Origin of the sequence: Streptomyces sp. F63, assembly GCF_018070345.1 — a bacterium.
Taxonomy (GTDB): Bacteria; Actinomycetota; Actinomycetes; order Streptomycetales; family Streptomycetaceae; genus Streptomyces.
In genome coordinates this window covers 47,183-63,926 of sequence record NZ_JAGPXX010000022.1, presented here as the reverse complement: position 1 = coordinate 63,926, position 16,744 = coordinate 47,183, and the positions used below count along the sequence as shown (strand labels likewise).

The 16,744-nt window shown below is 73.1% G+C and carries 12 protein-coding genes; 3 read left to right on the top strand and 9 right to left on the bottom strand.

The window, feature by feature from the left end; all coding sequences use genetic code 11:
• Positions 1-288: 288 nt before the first annotated feature.
• Positions 289-1,836 carry a sodium:alanine symporter family protein gene (locus tag KBZ10_RS20705; RefSeq protein ID WP_210989173.1) on the top strand — a complete coding sequence of 516 codons (1,548 nt, stop codon included), beginning with the start codon at positions 289-291 and terminating at the stop codon, positions 1,834-1,836.
• A 147-nt stretch (positions 1,837-1,983) separates the two neighbouring features.
• Here the strand turns inward: KBZ10_RS20705 and KBZ10_RS20700 are convergent, their stop codons facing one another.
• Entirely contained in the window at positions 1,984-3,840 is a 1,857-nt protein-coding gene (locus KBZ10_RS20700) for an NAD(P)-binding protein (RefSeq protein WP_210989207.1), read from the bottom strand.
• Positions 3,841-4,095: 255 nt separating this feature from the next.
• On the opposite strand from KBZ10_RS20700, the gene KBZ10_RS20695 reads away from it, so the two are divergent.
• Positions 4,096-5,064 carry a serine aminopeptidase domain-containing protein gene (locus KBZ10_RS20695; RefSeq protein ID WP_210989172.1) on the top strand — a complete coding sequence of 323 codons (969 nt, stop codon included), beginning with the start codon at positions 4,096-4,098 and terminating at the stop codon, positions 5,062-5,064.
• 168 nt (positions 5,065-5,232) lie between these two features.
• Here the strand turns inward: KBZ10_RS20695 and KBZ10_RS20690 are convergent, their stop codons facing one another.
• The gene (locus tag KBZ10_RS20690) at positions 5,233-7,470 is read right to left on the bottom strand and encodes an OmpL47-type beta-barrel domain-containing protein (RefSeq protein WP_210989171.1); all 2,238 of its coding nucleotides are present in this window, start codon (positions 7,468-7,470) and stop codon (positions 5,233-5,235) included.
• Positions 7,467-10,028 (bottom strand): ThuA domain-containing protein, encoded by a 2,562-nt coding sequence (locus KBZ10_RS20685; protein WP_374223384.1) that lies wholly within the window; start codon positions 10,026-10,028, stop codon positions 7,467-7,469. Before KBZ10_RS20685 ends, KBZ10_RS20690 begins: the two co-directional genes overlap by 4 nt.
• A gap of 250 nt (positions 10,029-10,278) precedes the next feature.
• Here KBZ10_RS20685 and KBZ10_RS20680 point away from each other — a divergent pair, with 250 nt between their 5' ends.
• On the top strand, positions 10,279-11,298 hold the full coding sequence (locus KBZ10_RS20680) for a multicopper oxidase domain-containing protein (RefSeq protein ID WP_210989169.1): 1,020 nt from the start codon (positions 10,279-10,281) through the stop codon (positions 11,296-11,298).
• Positions 11,299-11,367: 69 nt separating this feature from the next.
• Here the strand turns inward: KBZ10_RS20680 and KBZ10_RS20675 are convergent, their stop codons facing one another.
• Genes KBZ10_RS20675 through KBZ10_RS20650 form a run of 6 tightly spaced genes read right to left on the bottom strand, consistent with a single transcriptional unit; the run spans position 11,368 to position 16,733 of the window.
• The gene (locus tag KBZ10_RS20675; RefSeq protein WP_210989168.1) at positions 11,368-12,702 is read right to left on the bottom strand and encodes a cytochrome P450; all 1,335 of its coding nucleotides are present in this window, start codon (positions 12,700-12,702) and stop codon (positions 11,368-11,370) included.
• The gene (locus tag KBZ10_RS20670) at positions 12,699-13,934 is read right to left on the bottom strand and encodes a cytochrome P450 (protein ID WP_210989167.1); all 1,236 of its coding nucleotides are present in this window, start codon (positions 13,932-13,934) and stop codon (positions 12,699-12,701) included. Before KBZ10_RS20670 ends, KBZ10_RS20675 begins: the two co-directional genes overlap by 4 nt.
• Positions 13,931-14,524, bottom strand: a complete 594-nt coding sequence (locus tag KBZ10_RS20665) for an ATP/GTP-binding protein (protein WP_210989166.1) — start codon at positions 14,522-14,524, stop codon at positions 13,931-13,933. The genes KBZ10_RS20670 and KBZ10_RS20665 overlap by 4 nt, the downstream gene beginning before the upstream one ends.
• Complete coding sequence (locus tag KBZ10_RS20660; RefSeq protein ID WP_247702703.1) at positions 14,505-14,861, bottom strand: DUF742 domain-containing protein; 357 nt, start codon at positions 14,859-14,861, stop codon at positions 14,505-14,507. Before KBZ10_RS20660 ends, KBZ10_RS20665 begins: the two co-directional genes overlap by 20 nt.
• Positions 14,858-15,304, bottom strand: coding sequence for a roadblock/LC7 domain-containing protein (locus tag KBZ10_RS20655; protein ID WP_210989165.1), 447 nt, complete (start codon positions 15,302-15,304; stop codon positions 14,858-14,860). Before KBZ10_RS20655 ends, KBZ10_RS20660 begins: the two co-directional genes overlap by 4 nt.
• Complete coding sequence (locus tag KBZ10_RS20650) at positions 15,297-16,733, bottom strand: ATP-binding protein (protein ID WP_210989164.1); 1,437 nt, start codon at positions 16,731-16,733, stop codon at positions 15,297-15,299. Before KBZ10_RS20650 ends, KBZ10_RS20655 begins: the two co-directional genes overlap by 8 nt.
• Positions 16,734-16,744 lie beyond the last annotated feature (11 nt).

Below are 16,744 nucleotides of genomic sequence, written 5' to 3'. Positions count from 1 at the left end.
CCGGGGACGGAGGGGGCCGGGCCGAGCATTGCGATCATGTAACGGTGCGTGCGCGGCGCCGCACCGCTCACCGGGGCCGGTGTTCCTGTATAGCGAATCTATCCCGCGCTTTTGCCCGGTTACAGGGGAATAAAGACTGCCATGCCCGGGCCACTCAGTGACCCAGGTCACACCGGTGCGGTCGCTCTCCGTGATAGGAACTCCCAATCCGTCTTATCAGCGCACCATCGGCAACCGCCGGATGGTGAGCCCTCGTCCTCAGCACCACACCAGCCAGAGGTTCCCTTCATGGCAAGCAATTCCGTCACCTCGACGATCGAGGAAACCGTCAACGGTGTCTTCGATCCCGTAGCCGCGTTTCTGGTCAAGTGGGTTTTCTACGAGACCGACTTCGGCGTCTTCCCCACCCCCTTCCCCTGGATCGTGGGCTGGCTGGTCGTCGCGGGAGTCGTCTTCTCCCTCTACTTCGGCTTCGTCCAGGCCCGCCGCGCCAAACTCGCGGTCGACCTGGTGCGGGGCAAATACGAGGACAAGGACGACCCCGGTGAGGTGAGCCACTTCCAGGCCCTCACCGCCGCGGTCTCCGGCACGGTGGGCCTCGGCAACATCGCCGGTGTGGCCGTCGCCGTCACCATCGGCGGGCCCGGAGCCACCTTCTGGATGATCATCGCCGGTCTGCTCGGCATGGCCACCAAGTTCGTCGAGTGCACCCTGGGCGTGAAGTACCGGGACATCCACGAGGACGGCACCGTCTCCGGCGGCCCCATGCACTATCTGCGCAAGGGCCTCGCCGAGCGCGGCATGAGCGGCGTCGGCAAGGTGCTCGCCGTGGGCGTCGCGGTCTCCCTGCTCTTCTTCACCTTCTTCGGCGGCAACCTCTTCCAGGCCAACCAGAGCTTCACCCAGCTCCGGTCCGTCACCGGCGGCGAGGACGGCGTCTTCGGCAACTCCACCGGCGCCCTCCTCTTCGGCGTGCTGCTCGCCGCTCTGGTCGCCCTGGTGCTCCTCGGCGGGATCAAGTCCATCGCCAATGTCACCAGCCGGCTGGTGCCGGCCATGGCGGGCATCTACGTCACCGCCTGTCTCATCGTCATCGGCGTCAACATCCCGGCCCTGCCGGACGCGGTCAACAGCATCATCAGCGGTGCCTTCAACCCCCAGGGCGTCGCGGGCGGTGCGATCGGTGTGCTGATCGTCGGCTTCCAGCGGGCCGCGTTCTCCAACGAGGCGGGCATCGGCTCCGCGCCGATCGCGCACTCCGCCGTGAAGACCCGGCACCCGGTGACCGAGGGCCTGGTCGCGCTGCTGGAGCCGTTCATCGACACCGTCGTCATCTGCACGATGACCGCGCTGACCATTGTCATCGCCTCCACCCCGAGCTGGGAGAACGCCCGTGAGGCGGCCGCCGCGGGCGAGGGTCCCGGCGACGGCGTGACGCTGACGTCCGACGCCTTCGAGACCGTCCTGCCGTGGTTCCCGTACGTCCTGACCGTGGCGGTGCTGCTCTTCGCCTTCTCCACGATCATCACCTGGAGCTACTACGGCCTGAAGTGCTGGACGTACCTCTTCGGCCGGAGCCGCACCAGCGAGAACATCTACAAGGTGCTGTTCAGCGTGATCGTCGCGGCGGGTTCGATGCTCACCCTCGGCGCGCTGATCGACATGGCGGACGCGATGCTGTTCCTGGCCGCGGTCATCAACATCATCGGCCTCTACCTGCTGGCGCCGATCGTCAAGCGGGAACTCGCCTCCTTCCTCCAGCACCTCCGCGACCGCCGGGCGGGAGTCTCCGGTTCCGGCGGGGACGGGATGGGCGAGCCGGCCGCCAAGCTCTGACCCGGAGCACCGCCGCCGCACGGCCGCAGCGCACGAGGGCCCGTTCCGCACCACCATCCGGTGGCCGCGGACGGGCCCTCGTCCGGCTCACGCCCCTCTCCTCCGGCCCCCTGCCCCGTTCCGGCCCCCTGCCCCGTACGCCCCGGCTCAGCCCCGGGCCGCGCACCCGGGGCCGTCCCCGCCGGACCGCGGGTTCCGGCCCAGCAGTTCCGCGAGGCCCTGCCGGGTGACGGCCAGCACCACACGGTCCTCCGGCCGCAGCACGTAGCCGGGGTGCGGCTGCCACAGCAGCTCCCGCTCCACGGTCTGCCAGCCCGGCGGCAGGGCCGCGAGGTCGGGACGGCGGAGCGCCGGGGCGGCCACGTCCAGGGCGAGGACCCGCCGGCTGCCGGGCCGGAACGCCTCCCGGACCGTGCGGCCCACCAGGGCCGGGCAGTCCTTCACCTCCACCGCGGCGAACAGCAGCACCCGCCGTTCGACCGGGATGGCCCCCAGCACCTGGCGGCCCATCATCGCCCCGGCGAAGGCCGGCGCCGCCAGCGAGGACACGCTGCGGCTGCGGGTCGTCGCCCCGGGGTGGGAGTCGCGCAGGGTGCGGTAGACGGCGGCGGCGAACCGGTCGTCGTAGAGCCGCAGCACCACCCGCAGGCGGCCGGAGACCCCGCGGGCGTACAGCACCGCCTCCAGATTGGTGCTGTCGGAGCTGGTGAGGGCCAGCAGGGCGCTGCTGCGGTGCACCTTGGCCGCCTCCAGCACGCCCTCCTCCGTGACGTCCCCGATCACCGTCGGCACCCGGTACCGGCGGGCGAGCGCCACGCCCCGGGCGTCGGGGTCGTGTTCCACGCAGACCACGGGGACGCCCATCTCGTGCAGCTGGGACAGGACCCGGCTGCCGACCTTGCCCAGCCCGAGCAGCACCACGTGCCCGGAGAGCCCGCGCGGCGGGCGGCGCAGCGAGCTCGCCGACCGGAAGGTGCCGAGTCCTTCCAGCACGGCAGCCACCAGGACGGGGAGCAGCAGCAGGCCCACCATGCCGGAGAGCAGCTGGAGGATCTGCCGGGCGGTTTCCTCTCCCTCGGCGGGGTCGCCGATGGCGATGAGGTCGAGCAGGGTCAGGTAGGCGGCGTGCAGCGGGTCGTCACCGGTCAGCAGGACGGAGGCGACGGCCAGCGCCCCGACCGCGGTCACCAGTCCGAGCAGCGCCATCCGCATCCGCCGGGAGAACAGGGTGCTCAGCGGCGGGGTGCGGCCCAGGCGGCGCGGCACCGGCGGTACACCGTCGTGGCTGACCGTCTCCAGGACCACCCGGCCGCGCTCCGGGGACGCCGCCGCCAGTTCGTCGCCGGGCAGCAGCCGCGGGCCCTCGTCGCCGCTGTCCTCGGAGCCCTCCCCCGCGTCCGGGCCGTCGGCGGCCGAGTACAGGGCGAGCGTGCACAGGGAGGGCCGGGGGTCCGGCCCCCCGCCCGCCGCGGGCGGCCGCTCGGCGGCGCGCAGGATCAGCCCGTCGGCGTGGACGACCTTGCTGGTGCCGACGACGGCGGCGGCGGTGAGCGCGGGTGCGGCGGTGTCGGCGTCGGAGAGGACCGTGGTGGAGGCGTCGACGGCGGCCCGGTCCAGGTCGGGGGCGGCGATCTCCACGGAGCGGTCGAGGAGTTCCTCCAGATGCCGGCCCAGCTTGCGGTTGTAGAGGCGGATGACCAGCCGCACCCGGGGGTTGAGCCGGCGGGCGCGGAGGGCGGCGTGGATGTTGGTCTCGTCGTCGTCGTGGACGAGGGCCAGCGCCTGTGCGGTGGCGACCCCGGCCTCGGCCAGCACCTCGTCCTCCAGGGAGCGGGCCTCGATCACCCGTACGGGCGCCACCGGCTCCCGGCGGCCCGGGATGCCGGCCAGCGGGCGGCGCCCCTCCCCGGTGGGCGGCAGGACGAGCGTCACCGGCTCCTGGTACATCCCGGAGAGCTCGGCGGCGAGCCGGTGGGCGAGCGCGTCGTCGCCGCACACCACCATCGCGGGCTCAGGGGGCGTGTTCCGTGGCGGGTTCGGGAGTGAGGACACCCCGCCATGATCGCGGCTCGCGGGGCGGGCGCGCATCGTCCCGGCGAAGGAGACAGCTCAACGGGCCGGGTCTGACCTGGGGGTTCGGAGACCGCGGCGCCAACACGGCGCGAAGGCCGGTGATTTCACCGATGTGGCGGGCGCGAAGCGGTTGAACGATGACCCACGTTCCCCCACACCCCCCTTGACTTCAGGGAGTACACGCTCATGGAGCCGCTGCACCACGACACCTCCACCCCCGGGGCGGGCCGGCACCACCGCGCACCCCGTTCCCGCACCTTCCGGCTGACCCTGGCCGGACTCGCGCTGGCCCTGACCGGGACCGGCGCCGCACTGACGCCGGCCGCCCAGGCCGCCCCGGAGACCACCGTTCAGGCCGCCGTTCAGGCCGCTGCGGAGAACCCCTACGAGCGGGGCCCGGCACCGACCGAGCGCAGCATCGAGGCGAGCCGCGGCCCGTACTCGGTGTCCGAGCGGAACGTCTCCTCGCTCGTCGTCGGATTCGGCGGCGGCACGATCTACTACCCCACCACCACCTCGGACGGCACCTTCGGCGCGGTCGCGATCGCCCCCGGGTTCACCGCCGACGAGGGCAGCATGGCCTGGTACGGGCCGCGGCTGGCCTCCCAGGGCTTCGTCGTGCTGACCATCGACACCAACACCCGTCTGGACCAGCCCGGCCAGCGCGGCCGCCAGCTGCTGGCGGCGCTGGACTACCTCGTCGAGGACAGCGCCGTCCGCGGCCGGATCGACCGCAACCGGCTGGCCGTCATGGGCCACTCCATGGGCGGCGGCGGCGCGCTGGAGGCGGCCAGCGACCGGCCCTCGCTCAAGGCGGCCATCCCGCTGACCCCGTGGAACCTCGACAAGACCTGGGGTGAGGTCACCGTCCCGACCTTCATCATCGGCGCCGAGGCCGACAGCATCGCCTCGGTCCGCACCCACGCCGAGCCGTTCTACGAGAGCCTGCGGTCCTCCACGAACCGGGCGTACATGGAGCTGAACAACGCCACGCACTTCGCTCCGAACCTCCCGGACACGCAGATCGCGAAGTACTCCCTCTCCTGGCTGAAGCGGTTCGTCGACAACGACACCCGCTACGAGCAGTTCCTCTGCCCGATTCCCCGGCCGAGCCTGCAGATCGAGGAGTTCCGCGGCAACTGCCCCCACAGCTGATCCGCTCACCCGCCCCCCGGCCGGGGGGCGGGCGGGGATCGGGCCGCCGCCCCGGGCACGGGAGTCCCGTGCCCGGGGCGGCGGTGCCGCGTTCTCCGGCTCCCCGTCCAACCGGCTCCCCGGCTCCCCGGCTCGCGGCTCCCCGGCTCGCGGCTCTCCGGGGAGCCGCTACAGCTCCTGGATCCGGATGTTGCGGAACGAGATCACATCGCTGGTGCCATGGGTCTGCAGGCCGATGAAACCGTCCGCGTACTGCCGGCCCGCGGTGCCCGGGTCGTCCGCGCGGGGCGGGCTGAAAACCAGGCCCGGGTCGTTGTCGAAGACGTTGAGCAGCACGCCGTTGCGGAGGATCCAGTAGCGCTGGTCCACGACCCGGATCTCGTAGTCGTTCCAGACCCCCTTCTCCTCCACACCGGCACCGTCGAGGTTCACCTTGTCGAAGCCGTAGACGGATCCCGTCTTGTACATGTCGCCGTCCGCGCGGTCCAGGATCTGGTTCTCGTGGCCGTACTTGATGGCGACCCACTCCGGGCGGGACTCGCCCGGATGCCAGTGCGGGTCGGGGAAGCGGACGAACACCCCGCTGTTGGCGCGGCCGGAGCCGGGCGCGTCGTCGCGGAACTGGAGCCTGAGGGAGAAGTCCCCGAACTGGCGGTCCGGGTACCAGAGCATGCCGAGGCCGCCGCGGGTGGTGCTGCTGGTCATCGCGCCGCCGCCGGTGAGGCCGAAGGCACCGCCGCCGACGTGCTCCCAGTCGGCGAAGGACGCGGCCGAGCCGTCGAACAGGGTGCGGTAGCCGCCGGTGTGACCCGGCGTTCCGATGGCGGACTCGCGGGCCGCGCGGGTGAGGAGGGTGTGCTCGCGCTCGTCGACCACGCCCTCCGCGCGGAGGCCGTCGGCGACGGCGGTGACGTGACGCAGGAAGTCGTTCTCCCCGTCCCACGCCCGTTCGTCCTCGATCAGCTCGTTGATCGTGCAGCCGTTGCCGGTGAGGCGGTTGGGGACACCGGTGTCGACGGTGCCGATGATGACGGTCCGCCGGTTGTCGGATTCGGGGCAGTCCGGCCCGGTGGTGTCCTCCTCGGCGACCGTGAAGGCCACCGTCCTCGCCGCCGAGGTGTTGCCGGCCTTGTCGGTGGCGCGATGACGGAGGAGGTGCGCGCCGGCCCGGGCGACGGTCACCGGTGCGGTGTAGGCCAGATACGGGCCGCCGTTGAGGGAGTACTGCACGCGTCCGACACCGGATCCGGCGTCGGTGGCGGTGATCGTCACGGTGGCGGAGCCGAGGTAGGCGCCGTCCGCGTCCCGCTCACCGCTCACCTCCGCCGACGTCTCCGGCGCCGTCGTGTCCTCCTCCGGCGGCGCCACCACCGTGAACTCCACCGCCCTCTCCGCCGACACGTTCCCCGCCCGGTCCACCGCCCGGTACACCAGCCGGTGCGCACCCACCGCGTCCACCGCCACGGGCGCCGCGTACTCCGCGAACTCCCCGCCGTCCAGCGCGAACTCGACCCGCTCCACCCCCGAACCGGCATCGGAGGCGGTGACGGTCACGGTGGCGGAGCCGAGGTAGGCGCCGTCCGCGTCCCGCTCACCGCTCACCTCCGCCGACGTCTCCGGCGCCGTCGTGTCCTCCTCCGGCGGCGCCACCACCGTGAACTCCACCGCCCTCTCCGCCGACACGTTCCCCGCCCGGTCCACCGCCCGGTACACCAGCCGGTGCGCACCCACCGCGTCCACCGCCACGGGCGCCGCGTACTCCGCGAACTCCCCGCCGTCCAGCGCGAACTCGACCCGCTCCACCCCCGAACCGGCATCGGAGGCGGTGAGGGCCACCGTGGCGCCGCCGAGGTAGGCGCCGTCCGCGTCCCGCTGCCCGCTGATCTCGTGGGAGGTCTCCGGGGCGGTGGTGTCCTCGCCGCCGCCCGGATCGGTGACGACAAGGGTGCCCTGCATGGCGCCGTGCCCCGGAATCGTGCAGTAGTAGCGGTACGTGCCCGGGGTGAGGGTGACCTCGGCGGTGTGCCGGCCGCCGTTGTCGTCGGCCGGGTTGGCCAGGATGTTGAGATCGACGTCGGCGTTGTGGCGCGAGGGGTCGGAGGTGTCGAAGGTCAGGGTGTGCGGCATACCGGTGGTGTTGCCGGTGGCCTCGCTGTTCTCGAAGACGATGGTGGCCGGGCCGGCCACCGCCTCCGCCGGGGCCGTCAGATAGCGGTCGGTGGGGTTGCCGGCCGTCCAGGTCAGCACCTGGTCGGCGGCCGTGGCGGGGCGCGCGCCGTCCCTGCCGTACGCGGCGGGCGGCGCGCTCAGTCCGAGAGCCGCCAGCAGGGCCAGCACCAGGGCGGTGAGCAGGCCGCGCGATCCGGTGAGCCGCCGGGGCACCGCGGCCCCTCTGGTCCCGTTCATCCCCTGCTCCCGTCTCCGGTCGTGCCGGCCCCGGTCACCAGGTCGCCGGGCAGCGGTGTGGGCGGTCCGCCCCGGTAGGTGATGCGCCACAGCGCCGACTCGCGGGTGGAGGTGAAGAACCCCCGGCCGTAGTCGAGGACGTAGAGGGCGCCGTCCGGCCCGAACTTCCAGTCCATGAGGTTGCGGATGCCGCCCGGGCCGGCCGGGACGATGCCGTCCAGGCTCTCGGCGTGGACGGGCAGGCCGCCCTTGTCCGCGGTGTCCGGGTCCAGGGCGACGGCGTGCCGCGGCTGCTCGCCGTCGTAGAAGTCGCCGACGAACCACTTGCCGTCCCAGTACTCCGGCCACGTGACGGCGCTGCCGCTGCCGTCGTCGTGGCGGTAGACCGGGCCGTTCATGGCCGCCTGGGAGCCGCCCTTGAGCCAGGGCAGCAGATAGCGGGCCTCGTCCTGCTGGTAGCTGGGGATGCCGTCGCCGTCGCGCGGGTAGTCGGGGACGCCGCCCTGGGGGGAGTACCAGATGGTGTTGGAGCGGGCCGGGGGGAGGTCCACCAGGCCGTCGTTGTGGGGGGACTCGTTCCTGAGGTGATCGCAGTCGTACCAGCCGAGGGGCTGGGAGGGGTCGGGGAGGTTGCGGTCGCGGTAGGGCTGTTTGTTGCCCATGCAGTAGGGCCAGCCGTGGTTGCCGGCCCGGGTGATGGCGGCGAAGGTGTCGTACTTGGCCGGGCCCCAGACGGGGCTGGGCGCACCGGCGTCGGGGCCGACCCAGCCCGCGTAGAGGGTGTCCGTCTCCCGGTCGACGGAGATGCGGGAGGGGTTCCGCACGCCCATCACGTAGATCTCGGGGCGGGTCCTGCCGCCGCCCTCCTCCTCGCCGGTGAAGAGGTTGCCCTCGGGGATCGTGTAGGTGCCGTCGTCCTCGGGGTGGATGCGGAGGATCTTGCCGTTGAGGTTGTTGGTGTTGCCGGCGGTGCGGCGGGCGTCGGCGAAGGAGACGCCGCGGAAGGCCGGCTCCGGGTTGTTGCCGGAGTAACCACCGCTGAACTGGCTGGAGTTGGTGTCACCGGTGGCGATGTAGAGGTTCTCCGCCGAGTCCCAGGCCATGCCGCCGCCCGCGTGGCAGCAGCTGTGGATCTGCACCTCCCAGGAGAGGAGCACTTTCTCGGAGGCCGGGTCGAAGCGGTTGGTGGCGTGGTCCAGGGTGAAGCGGGAGACGCGGCGCCGCGCCAGGTGGTTCTCGCGGTCGATCTCCGAGTGCGGGGTGTAGTGGAGGTAGATCCAGCCGTTCTCCGCGAAGTCCGGGTCGAGTTCGATCCCGAGCAGGCCCTCCTCGTTCTTGACGAGTTCCCCGCCGCCGCCCTTGTTGCCGAAGACCTCGACGACGCCCGCGAGCCGGCTCTCCCCGGTGCGCGGGTCCCAGACGTGGACGGTGCCCATGCCGAGGCCGACGTCGGGGTCGTCCCAGTCGGTGACCACGGGATCGCCGTTCGCGCCGCCGCCGCGGCCGATGTGGAACACGCGGCCGTCCCCGGCGGTGACGAGGCCGTGCGGCTCGCCGATCCGGTCGGCCTGCCCGGGGGTGTTGGGCTCGGTGACGCGGGTGGCCTCGTAGTTCGCGGTGATGGTGGCCCGGCAGTCGGCGCGGGCGAGCCGGGTGGTCCACAGCAGGGCGCCGCGCAGATGGGTGCGCAGCCGCTCCTCGGCGAACGCGGCTTCGGTGCCGCCCATGCCGGTGTAGAAGGAGCGGCCGCCGCGGTAGTCGCGGCACCAGGAGACCGGGTGGTCCCAGCCGAGGGCGTCCGCGCCCGGGTCGTAGGTGCGCTCGCGGACCCGCGCGACGGTGTGCACCTCGCCGGAGGGGTTGGGCCGCCAGCTGAGCCAGTGGTCCTTGCGGGACCACTCCTGGGGCAGGTCCGCGGTGGCCGGGTGGCCGCGGTCGCCGGTCTCGACGGTGGCGCGCTGCACCCCGGGCGAGCCGTCACCGGCGGGCCGGGTGCCGATGAGGCCGGTGAACCAGGAGGAGTCCGGCTCGGTGCGCGCCGCGTCGTACACGCCGAGGAAGCCGCCGCCGGACTCGACGTAGGCCCGGAAGCCGTCCTCCTGCGCGTTGTTCAGGACGTCACCGGGGGTGGAGAGGAAGACGACCGCGTTGTAGCGGCGCAGCTTCTGCGTGGTGAAGACGGCGGGGTCGTCGGTGGCGTCGACGGTGAACCGCTCCTCGGCCGGGCCCTGGCGGCCGATCTCCTCCACGGCCTCGATTCCGGCCGCGGTCCTGGCCGAGGGCCGGCCTCCGGAGTCGTGGAAGACGAGCACGCCGACGTCCCCGGCGGCGGAGCCCCCGGGTAAGGATGCCGCGGACGGCGGGGCTTCCGCCGCCGCGGCGACCGGTGGCAGCGGCACCGCCGGCGCGGGTCGCGGGCCGGCGGGACCGGCCGTGGCCCCCGGGGCCCCTCCCAGCAGGGTCGCGGTCATTGCGGCGGCCAGCGCTGCTGTCGTCCACGCGCGGCCCCTGGTGCGCCCTCGTTGTGCCGAGGGTCCTGGCTGCGGATTGGCCCGCATAGCTCTCTCACCCCTCTGTGATCGCAGCAATGTCTCGAAGCTAGAGGGCTTTTGACGGACCGCCAATACCAATGACCGCACATCAACAAACTTTGTCCAGACCCTGGAAGAACCCCTCGGGGGCCGCTACCTTGATGCCGTCCCCGCCCTGGCAGCACCGGGGCCGGGCGGTCCCTCCCGGACGGACGCGACGACCCCAGACGACCCGCAGACGCCCCGGGGCGACGGCCCGCGGGGGATGGGAGCTCAGATGACCGAGGCAGGCGGCAGCGGCACGGCGCGGCGCTTCTTCTCACGGCGGTCGTTCACCGGCGGCGTCGCCGCGGCCGCCCTGGCCGCCCCGGCGGCCCTCTCCCCCACCGCGGCCGCGGCCGCGCCCGGCGGCCCGGCACCGTTACGGAACGCGGCCGGAGCCCGGAGCACGGCCACCGCGCAGGCCGGCGGCGAGGTCCGGTACCTGACCCTCTACGCGGAGAACCTCCCCGGCGGGCGGCTGGGCTACGGCCTCAAGCCGGGCGGGGCGACCGTCCCCGGGCCGCTGCTGGAGATGACCGAGGGCGACACCCTGCACATCGAGCTGGTGAACCTCGCCGACGTCACCCTCAGCCTCCATCCGCACGGCGTGGACTACGCGTTCGGCAGCGACGGCACCCCGCTGAGCAGAAGCACCGTGGCGCCGGGCGAGCGCCGCACCCACACCTGGCGCACCCATGAACCCCGCCGCCGGGCGGACGGCACCTGGGACGCGGGCAGCGCCGGCTACTGGCACTACCACGACCACGCGGTCGGCACCGTCCACGGCACGGCCGGCATCCGGAAGGGCCTCTACGGCCCGCTGGTCGTGCGCCGCGCGGGGGACGTCCTGCCGGACCAGCAGTTCACCATCGTCTTCAACGACATGACGATCAACAACCGCGCCGCCGACGACCCGTACGACGTCACCGCGAAGCTCGGCGAGCGGGTCGAGTTCATCTCGATCACGCACGGCGAGTACTACCACACCTTCCATCTGCACGGGCACCGCTGGGCGGACAACCGCACCGGGCTGCTCGCCGGCCCCGACGACCACACCCCCGTCATCGACAACAGGATCACCGGCCCGGCGGACTCGTTCGGCTTCCAGGTGATCGCGGGCGAGGGCGTGGGCGCCGGGGCCTGGATGTACCACTGCCACGTCCAGAGCCACGCGGACATGGGGATGGCGGGCCTCTTCCTGGTGACCGAGGAGGACGGCACGATCCCCGGCCACGACCCGGGACACGAGCACTGACCGGCCCCCGGCGGGGCCGGGGGCCGGCGGGGCCGGGGGCCGGCGGGGCCGCGGTGCCGGGCGGCCGGCTCAGTCCGCCGCGGACGGCGATGCCGCCGCCGCACCACCGGCGGACCGCAGGCGGACCGGGAGTTCGCGGTAGTCGTTGCCGATGAAGGAGGGCTGCGGCCGGAGCTCCTCCGGCCCGCGGGCCGGGCTCAGCCCGGGGAAACGTTCGAACAGCGCGGGCAGCGCGATCCGCCCCTCCAGGCGGGCCAGGGGCGCGCCGAGGCAGAAGTGGATGCCGTGGCCGAAGGCCAGGTGCTGCTTGTCCGCCCGGTCGATGTCGAACACGTCCCGCCCGTCGTGGAGTTCCGGGTCGCGGCCGTGGGCGCCGAAGCCGATCAGGACGAGGTCGCCGGGGCGGAGGACGACGCCCTCGCCGAGGTCGATGTCCGCGGTGGCGTAGCGCAGCGGCAGATGCATGATCGGGGGGTGCAGGCGCAGGCTCTCCTCGATCACGTCGTCCCAGCGGTCCGGGTCGGCCAGGACGGTGGCGAGCTGCTCCGGGTGGGCCAGCATCGCCTCGACGGCGTGGTCGATGAGGGAGACGGCGGTCTCGCTGCCGGCGCCGATCATCAGAATCAGGGTGGAGACCAGCTCCTCCTCGCTGAGCTGGTCGCCGTCCTCCTCGTGGGCGGCGAGGAGGAGGCCGGTCATGTCCTCGGCGGGCGCGGCGCGCTTGCTCGCGATGAGGGTGTGCATCGCGGCGAACAGATCGCGGCGGGTGGCCATGGCCTGCTCCGCGGTGGCGCTGGTGTCGAGCACGGCGTCGATGACGCGGAGCATCTCGGGCCGCTGCTCCGCGGGTACCCCGAAGAGATCGCAGATCACCCGGGTGGGCACCGGGTAGGAGAACCGGGCGCGCAGGTCCACCACGGGGTGCTCGCCCGCGTCCAGGGCCTCCAGGTCGTCCAGCAGCGCGGTGACGATCGCCTCGACGGCCGGGCGCATGGCCTCGATCCGGCGCGGGGTGAACGCCTTGCCGACGAGGGAGCGCAGCCGTTTGTGGTCGTCCCCGTCGCTGGTGAACATGGAGACGACGTCCACCCAGGAGGTCAGCCAGGGGTGGGAGCCGGGCTGGTGGCCGGGCCAGCTCTTGCGGGCGTCCTTGGATATATGGGGGTGGGTCAGCAGGTGCTTGGCGGTCTCCCCGCGGGTGACGGACCAGGCGGTGAGGCCGCCGGGCAGCAGGACGGGGGTGGCCGGCCCGGCCGCGCGCAGCTCGTCGGTCTGGGCGTAGAGCCGGCGGCCGCTGGTGTCGAGGGTGACGGGTGCGGCGGGCGTGGCGGGTTCGCCGTGAGCCGCGGGGCCGCCCGGGGCAGTGCCTGCGGCGGCCGGGGTGCTGACGGGGGTGCTGGTCACGCGGTACCTCCTGAGAACGTGGCGGCAGGGAGTGGTACGTCTTCCGGCTGGGGCCGGAAGGTGACGTGCATCGAGGCGGGGCACTGGTGGAACGGCCCGTGCCGGTTGGGCACGGAGTCCTCGGTGAGCTCCAGGTCCCAGAGCCGGTCGAGGACGGTCTCGATGGCGGTCCGTGCGATGACCGTGGCCTGGCCGGCGGCCGGGCAGCGGTGCGGTCCGGCGGACCACGCCAGGTGGGAGCGGTTCTCGTAGCCGAGGCCGGCCAGGGCCGGGTCCGTGTTGGCGGCGGCGTGGCTGATGAGGATGGGGACGCCCGGCGGGATCGGCACCCCGTGCAGCTGGGTGGGGTAACGGGCGTAGTGGGCGGAGAAGTTGGCCATGGGCGAGTGGGTCCACAGCGCCTTCTCCAGGGCGCGGCCGACGGTGACGGCACCGCCGGTGAGGTCGCCGGCGTAGCGGTCGTCGCTGAGCAGGAGCCGCAGGCCGTGCGCGATCCAGGCGGCGGTCGGGATGGTGCCCGCGCCGACGGCCACGACGAGCTGGTGCAGGATCTCGTCGTCGGTGAGCCCGCTGGGGTGGGCGAGCAGCCAGGAGGTGAAGTCCTGGCCCGGGCGCAGCTTGCGGAACTCCCGCAGCTCCGCCAGGCAGGCCGCCAGGTCTGCCGCGGCCCGCCCCGCCTCCGGCCCGGCGTTGATCATGCCCTGGCAGGCGGTGACCATCCGGTTGGAGAACTCGGGCGGGCAGCCGAGGAGGTCGGCGAAGACCAGCAGCGGCACCATGTCCGCGAACTGGGTCATCAGGTCCGCCCGCCCGTCGGGGGCGAAGCGGGCCACGAGCGCGGCGGCGTGGGCGCGGGTGGTTTCCCGGAGCTGGTGCGGGCTGATCCGGGCGAGGCAGTCGTCCATGGCCCGGCGGAGGCGCTCGTGCCGCTCCCCGTCCGCGTAGAGCAGGCTGGGGCGCCAGGCCATCAGCGCCAGGACGGGGCTGTCCGGGGGGACCTGCCCCTGCTGCAGCGCTGCCCAGGCGCGGGAGTCCTTGGCGTAGGTCTCGGTGTCGTTGAGCAGGTCGATGGCGGCGCGGTGGCCGGTCACGACCAGGGCGTGCACCCCGTCGGCGATTTCGGCCCAGGCGACCGGGGCGGTCTCCCGCAGGGCGTCGTAGGCGTCCTGCGGGCGGGCCGCGAAGTCCGCGCCGTGCAGCACGGGGCAGCGGGGGGTCGGCGGCCGGTTCATCGGGCGGGCTCCAGACTCTGGCGGCGGAGGATCTGGCTGACGAGGGAGATGAGGCCCTGTTTGGCGGAGTCGCGGAAGCGGGCGTCCAGCCGGACCAGCGGCGTGTCCTCGTCCATGCTGAGGGCGTCGCGCAGTTCGGCGTCGCTGTGCACCGGGGCGCCGTCGAACTCGTTGACGGCGACGGTGTAGGGCAGTCCGGCGTCCTCCAGCAGGTCGATGGAGTCGAAGCTCTGGTCGAGCCGCCGGGTGTCGGCCAGCACGAGTCCGCCCAGCGCGCCCTCCATGAGGGAGCGCACCATGCTCCCGAACCGGGGCTGGCCGGGGGCGCCGAACAGGTAGAGCACGATGTCCTCGGTGAGGGTGAGGCGGCCGAAGTCCATGGCGACGGTGGTGGTGTCCTTGCCCTCCATCCCCCGCAGGTCGTCCACGAGTTCGCCGGCCCGGGTCATCCGCTCCTCGGTGCGCATCGGCCGGATCTCCGACACGGAGCCGACGTAGGTGGTCTTGCCGACGGCGAAGGGCCCGAGAACGACGATCTTCACCGACTGGGCGCCGGCGGGCAGATAGCGGTCAGAGCGCGTGGAGTGCATCCAGGATCCTCTCCAGCAGTGCCATGTCGTGCTGCTGAGCGGCGGGAACGGGTGAGCGGGCGACCAGGTGGCCGCTGTCCACCAGCCCGGAGACGATCACCTTGGTGACCGCGCCCGGGAGTTGCAGGTGGTGGCCGACCTCCGCCACGGAGAGCACTCCGGGCAGACAGAGGTCCATCACCCGGTGCGCGTGGGGGCTCAGACCGGTCAGGGGCATCTTGTGGTCGGCGATGAGCAGGGTCGCCTCGTCGAGACTGGTACGGGACGGGGTGGCGCGGCCGCCGGTGACGGTGTACGACCGCACCATCCCGCGGCGGCGGTGCGCGGGCGGCGTCATGAGGTGCCGGCCGGGGCCGGCCGTTCCCGGGCTTCCAGCACCGGGCGGAGCCCTCGGATCATCTTCATGGTGGCGGTGATGGCCACCGCCACCTCCTGGCTCATGGAGTCGCCCCGCACCGAGACGGCGACCCCGGTGCGCCGGCCGGCGGCGAAGACGAGGACGGTGTGGTCCTTCATGTCGCTGACGATGTGCCGCCACGTCAGCCGCCCCTCGCCGTCGCCCTCGTCCAGGCCGCAGAAGCCGGAGAGGTCCTGGTTGAGGGCCTTCATGCCGGAGAAGGCGGCGCAGGCGCGTTCGGCGTCGTCCCGGGAGAGCCCGTCGGAGGCGGCCAGCAGCAGGCCGTCGGAGGTGAACAGCAGGACGTTCACCACTCCGCGTTCCCTGGCGAGCTCGTTGAGGGCCCAGGTCATGTCCACGGTGTCGGCGGTGTGCTCAGTCATCGGTGGAGGTTCCTCCGGTGTCGGGCGCGGCGTATCCGGCGCTGAGTGCGCGCCGCATCTGGTCGAAGCCGGCAGCGAGGGTGTCGGGGTCGGTGGTGTCGGAGGCCGCTTCCTGGGAGGGGCCCTCCGGGGTCCGGGGACGGCTGCGGCGGCGCCGTTTCGGCAGGCCGGACTCGGTGGACAGCGGGGGCTCGGCCGGGGTGTCGCGGCCGTCCGCGGGGGCCGCCGGCCCGGCCGGCGCGGGCAGCGGGTCCGGGGCGGCCGGGCCGGCGCCGGCGGGCTGCTCCTCCCGGGCGACGGGCCGCGGGCGTCCCGCGGTCCCCGTGCGGACGGAGGCACCGGCTTCCGGTCCGATGCGCACCGCCCCGGTGTCCTCCGGGGCGTCTCCCATCAGCGCGCCGGGCACCAGGAGCACGGCCTTGACCCCGCCGCCCGCGGAGGGAGCGCCGACGTCGGCGCGGAACCCGTAGTCGGCGGCGAGCCGGCCGACGATCGCGAATCCCAGCTGCCGCTCGTCGCGCAGGTTCGTGACGTCCATGACGGTGCTCTGCCGCAGCAGCCGCTCCGCCTCCTCGCGCTGAAAGACGTTCATGCCGAGGCCGCTGTCCTCGACCACGATGCTGAAGCCGCTCCGCACCTCCTGGACGTAGACCGTGACCTGGTCACTGGAGTAGGAGGTGGCGTTGTTCAGCAGTTCGGTGAGGGCGACGGTGACGGGCTCGACCACCCGGCCCTCGACGAACAGTTCGGCGGTGCGCGGGAGATAGGTGAAGGAGACCCGGTCGTAGGCGTCGATGCGCCCCCGGGCGCTCTCGACGATCTCGCGGAAGGTGCAGTTGGCGCGCTGGACGCCGGGCCAGGAGCCGGCGAGGATCCGCAGCCGCTGCAGGGTGTGCAGGGCGCGGGTCGCGAAGTGGTCGATGTCCGTGAGGCTCTGGTGGTAGGCGCCGGCCGCCGGGTACTTGTCCAGTTCCTCGTCGATCTTCATCTGCAGCCGGACGAGGTAGGTCTGCGCCTCGTCGGCGATCCCCCGCACCCCGGCGCGCGCGTCCCGGCCGATGCTCTCCCGGGTGATCGCCACGGCCTCCCGCACCAGGGCTTCCGCGGCGCTGTAGGCGCTGTCGACCGGGGTGTTCTTGAGGTCGGGCTCCAGCAGGCCGGGGACGACGACACCCGGATGCCCGCGCGCTTCGACGTCGACCACGGCGGGCAGCCGCCGTTCGACGAGGTGCCGGGCCTCGGACTCCGCCGCCCGGTTGGCGTACCGCGCCAGCTCGGCCCGCTGCCGCGCTCGCTCGCTCTGCTCTTCCGCGGCTGTTCTGGCCTGTTTCAGACGGTGTTTGCCACGGGTCTGATGTGCCAGGGCCGCCAGGGTGGCGGCCAGGCCGCCGCCGAGGAAGAGCTCCGGTAAGAGATGGGAATCGATCATGAACGTCCTTG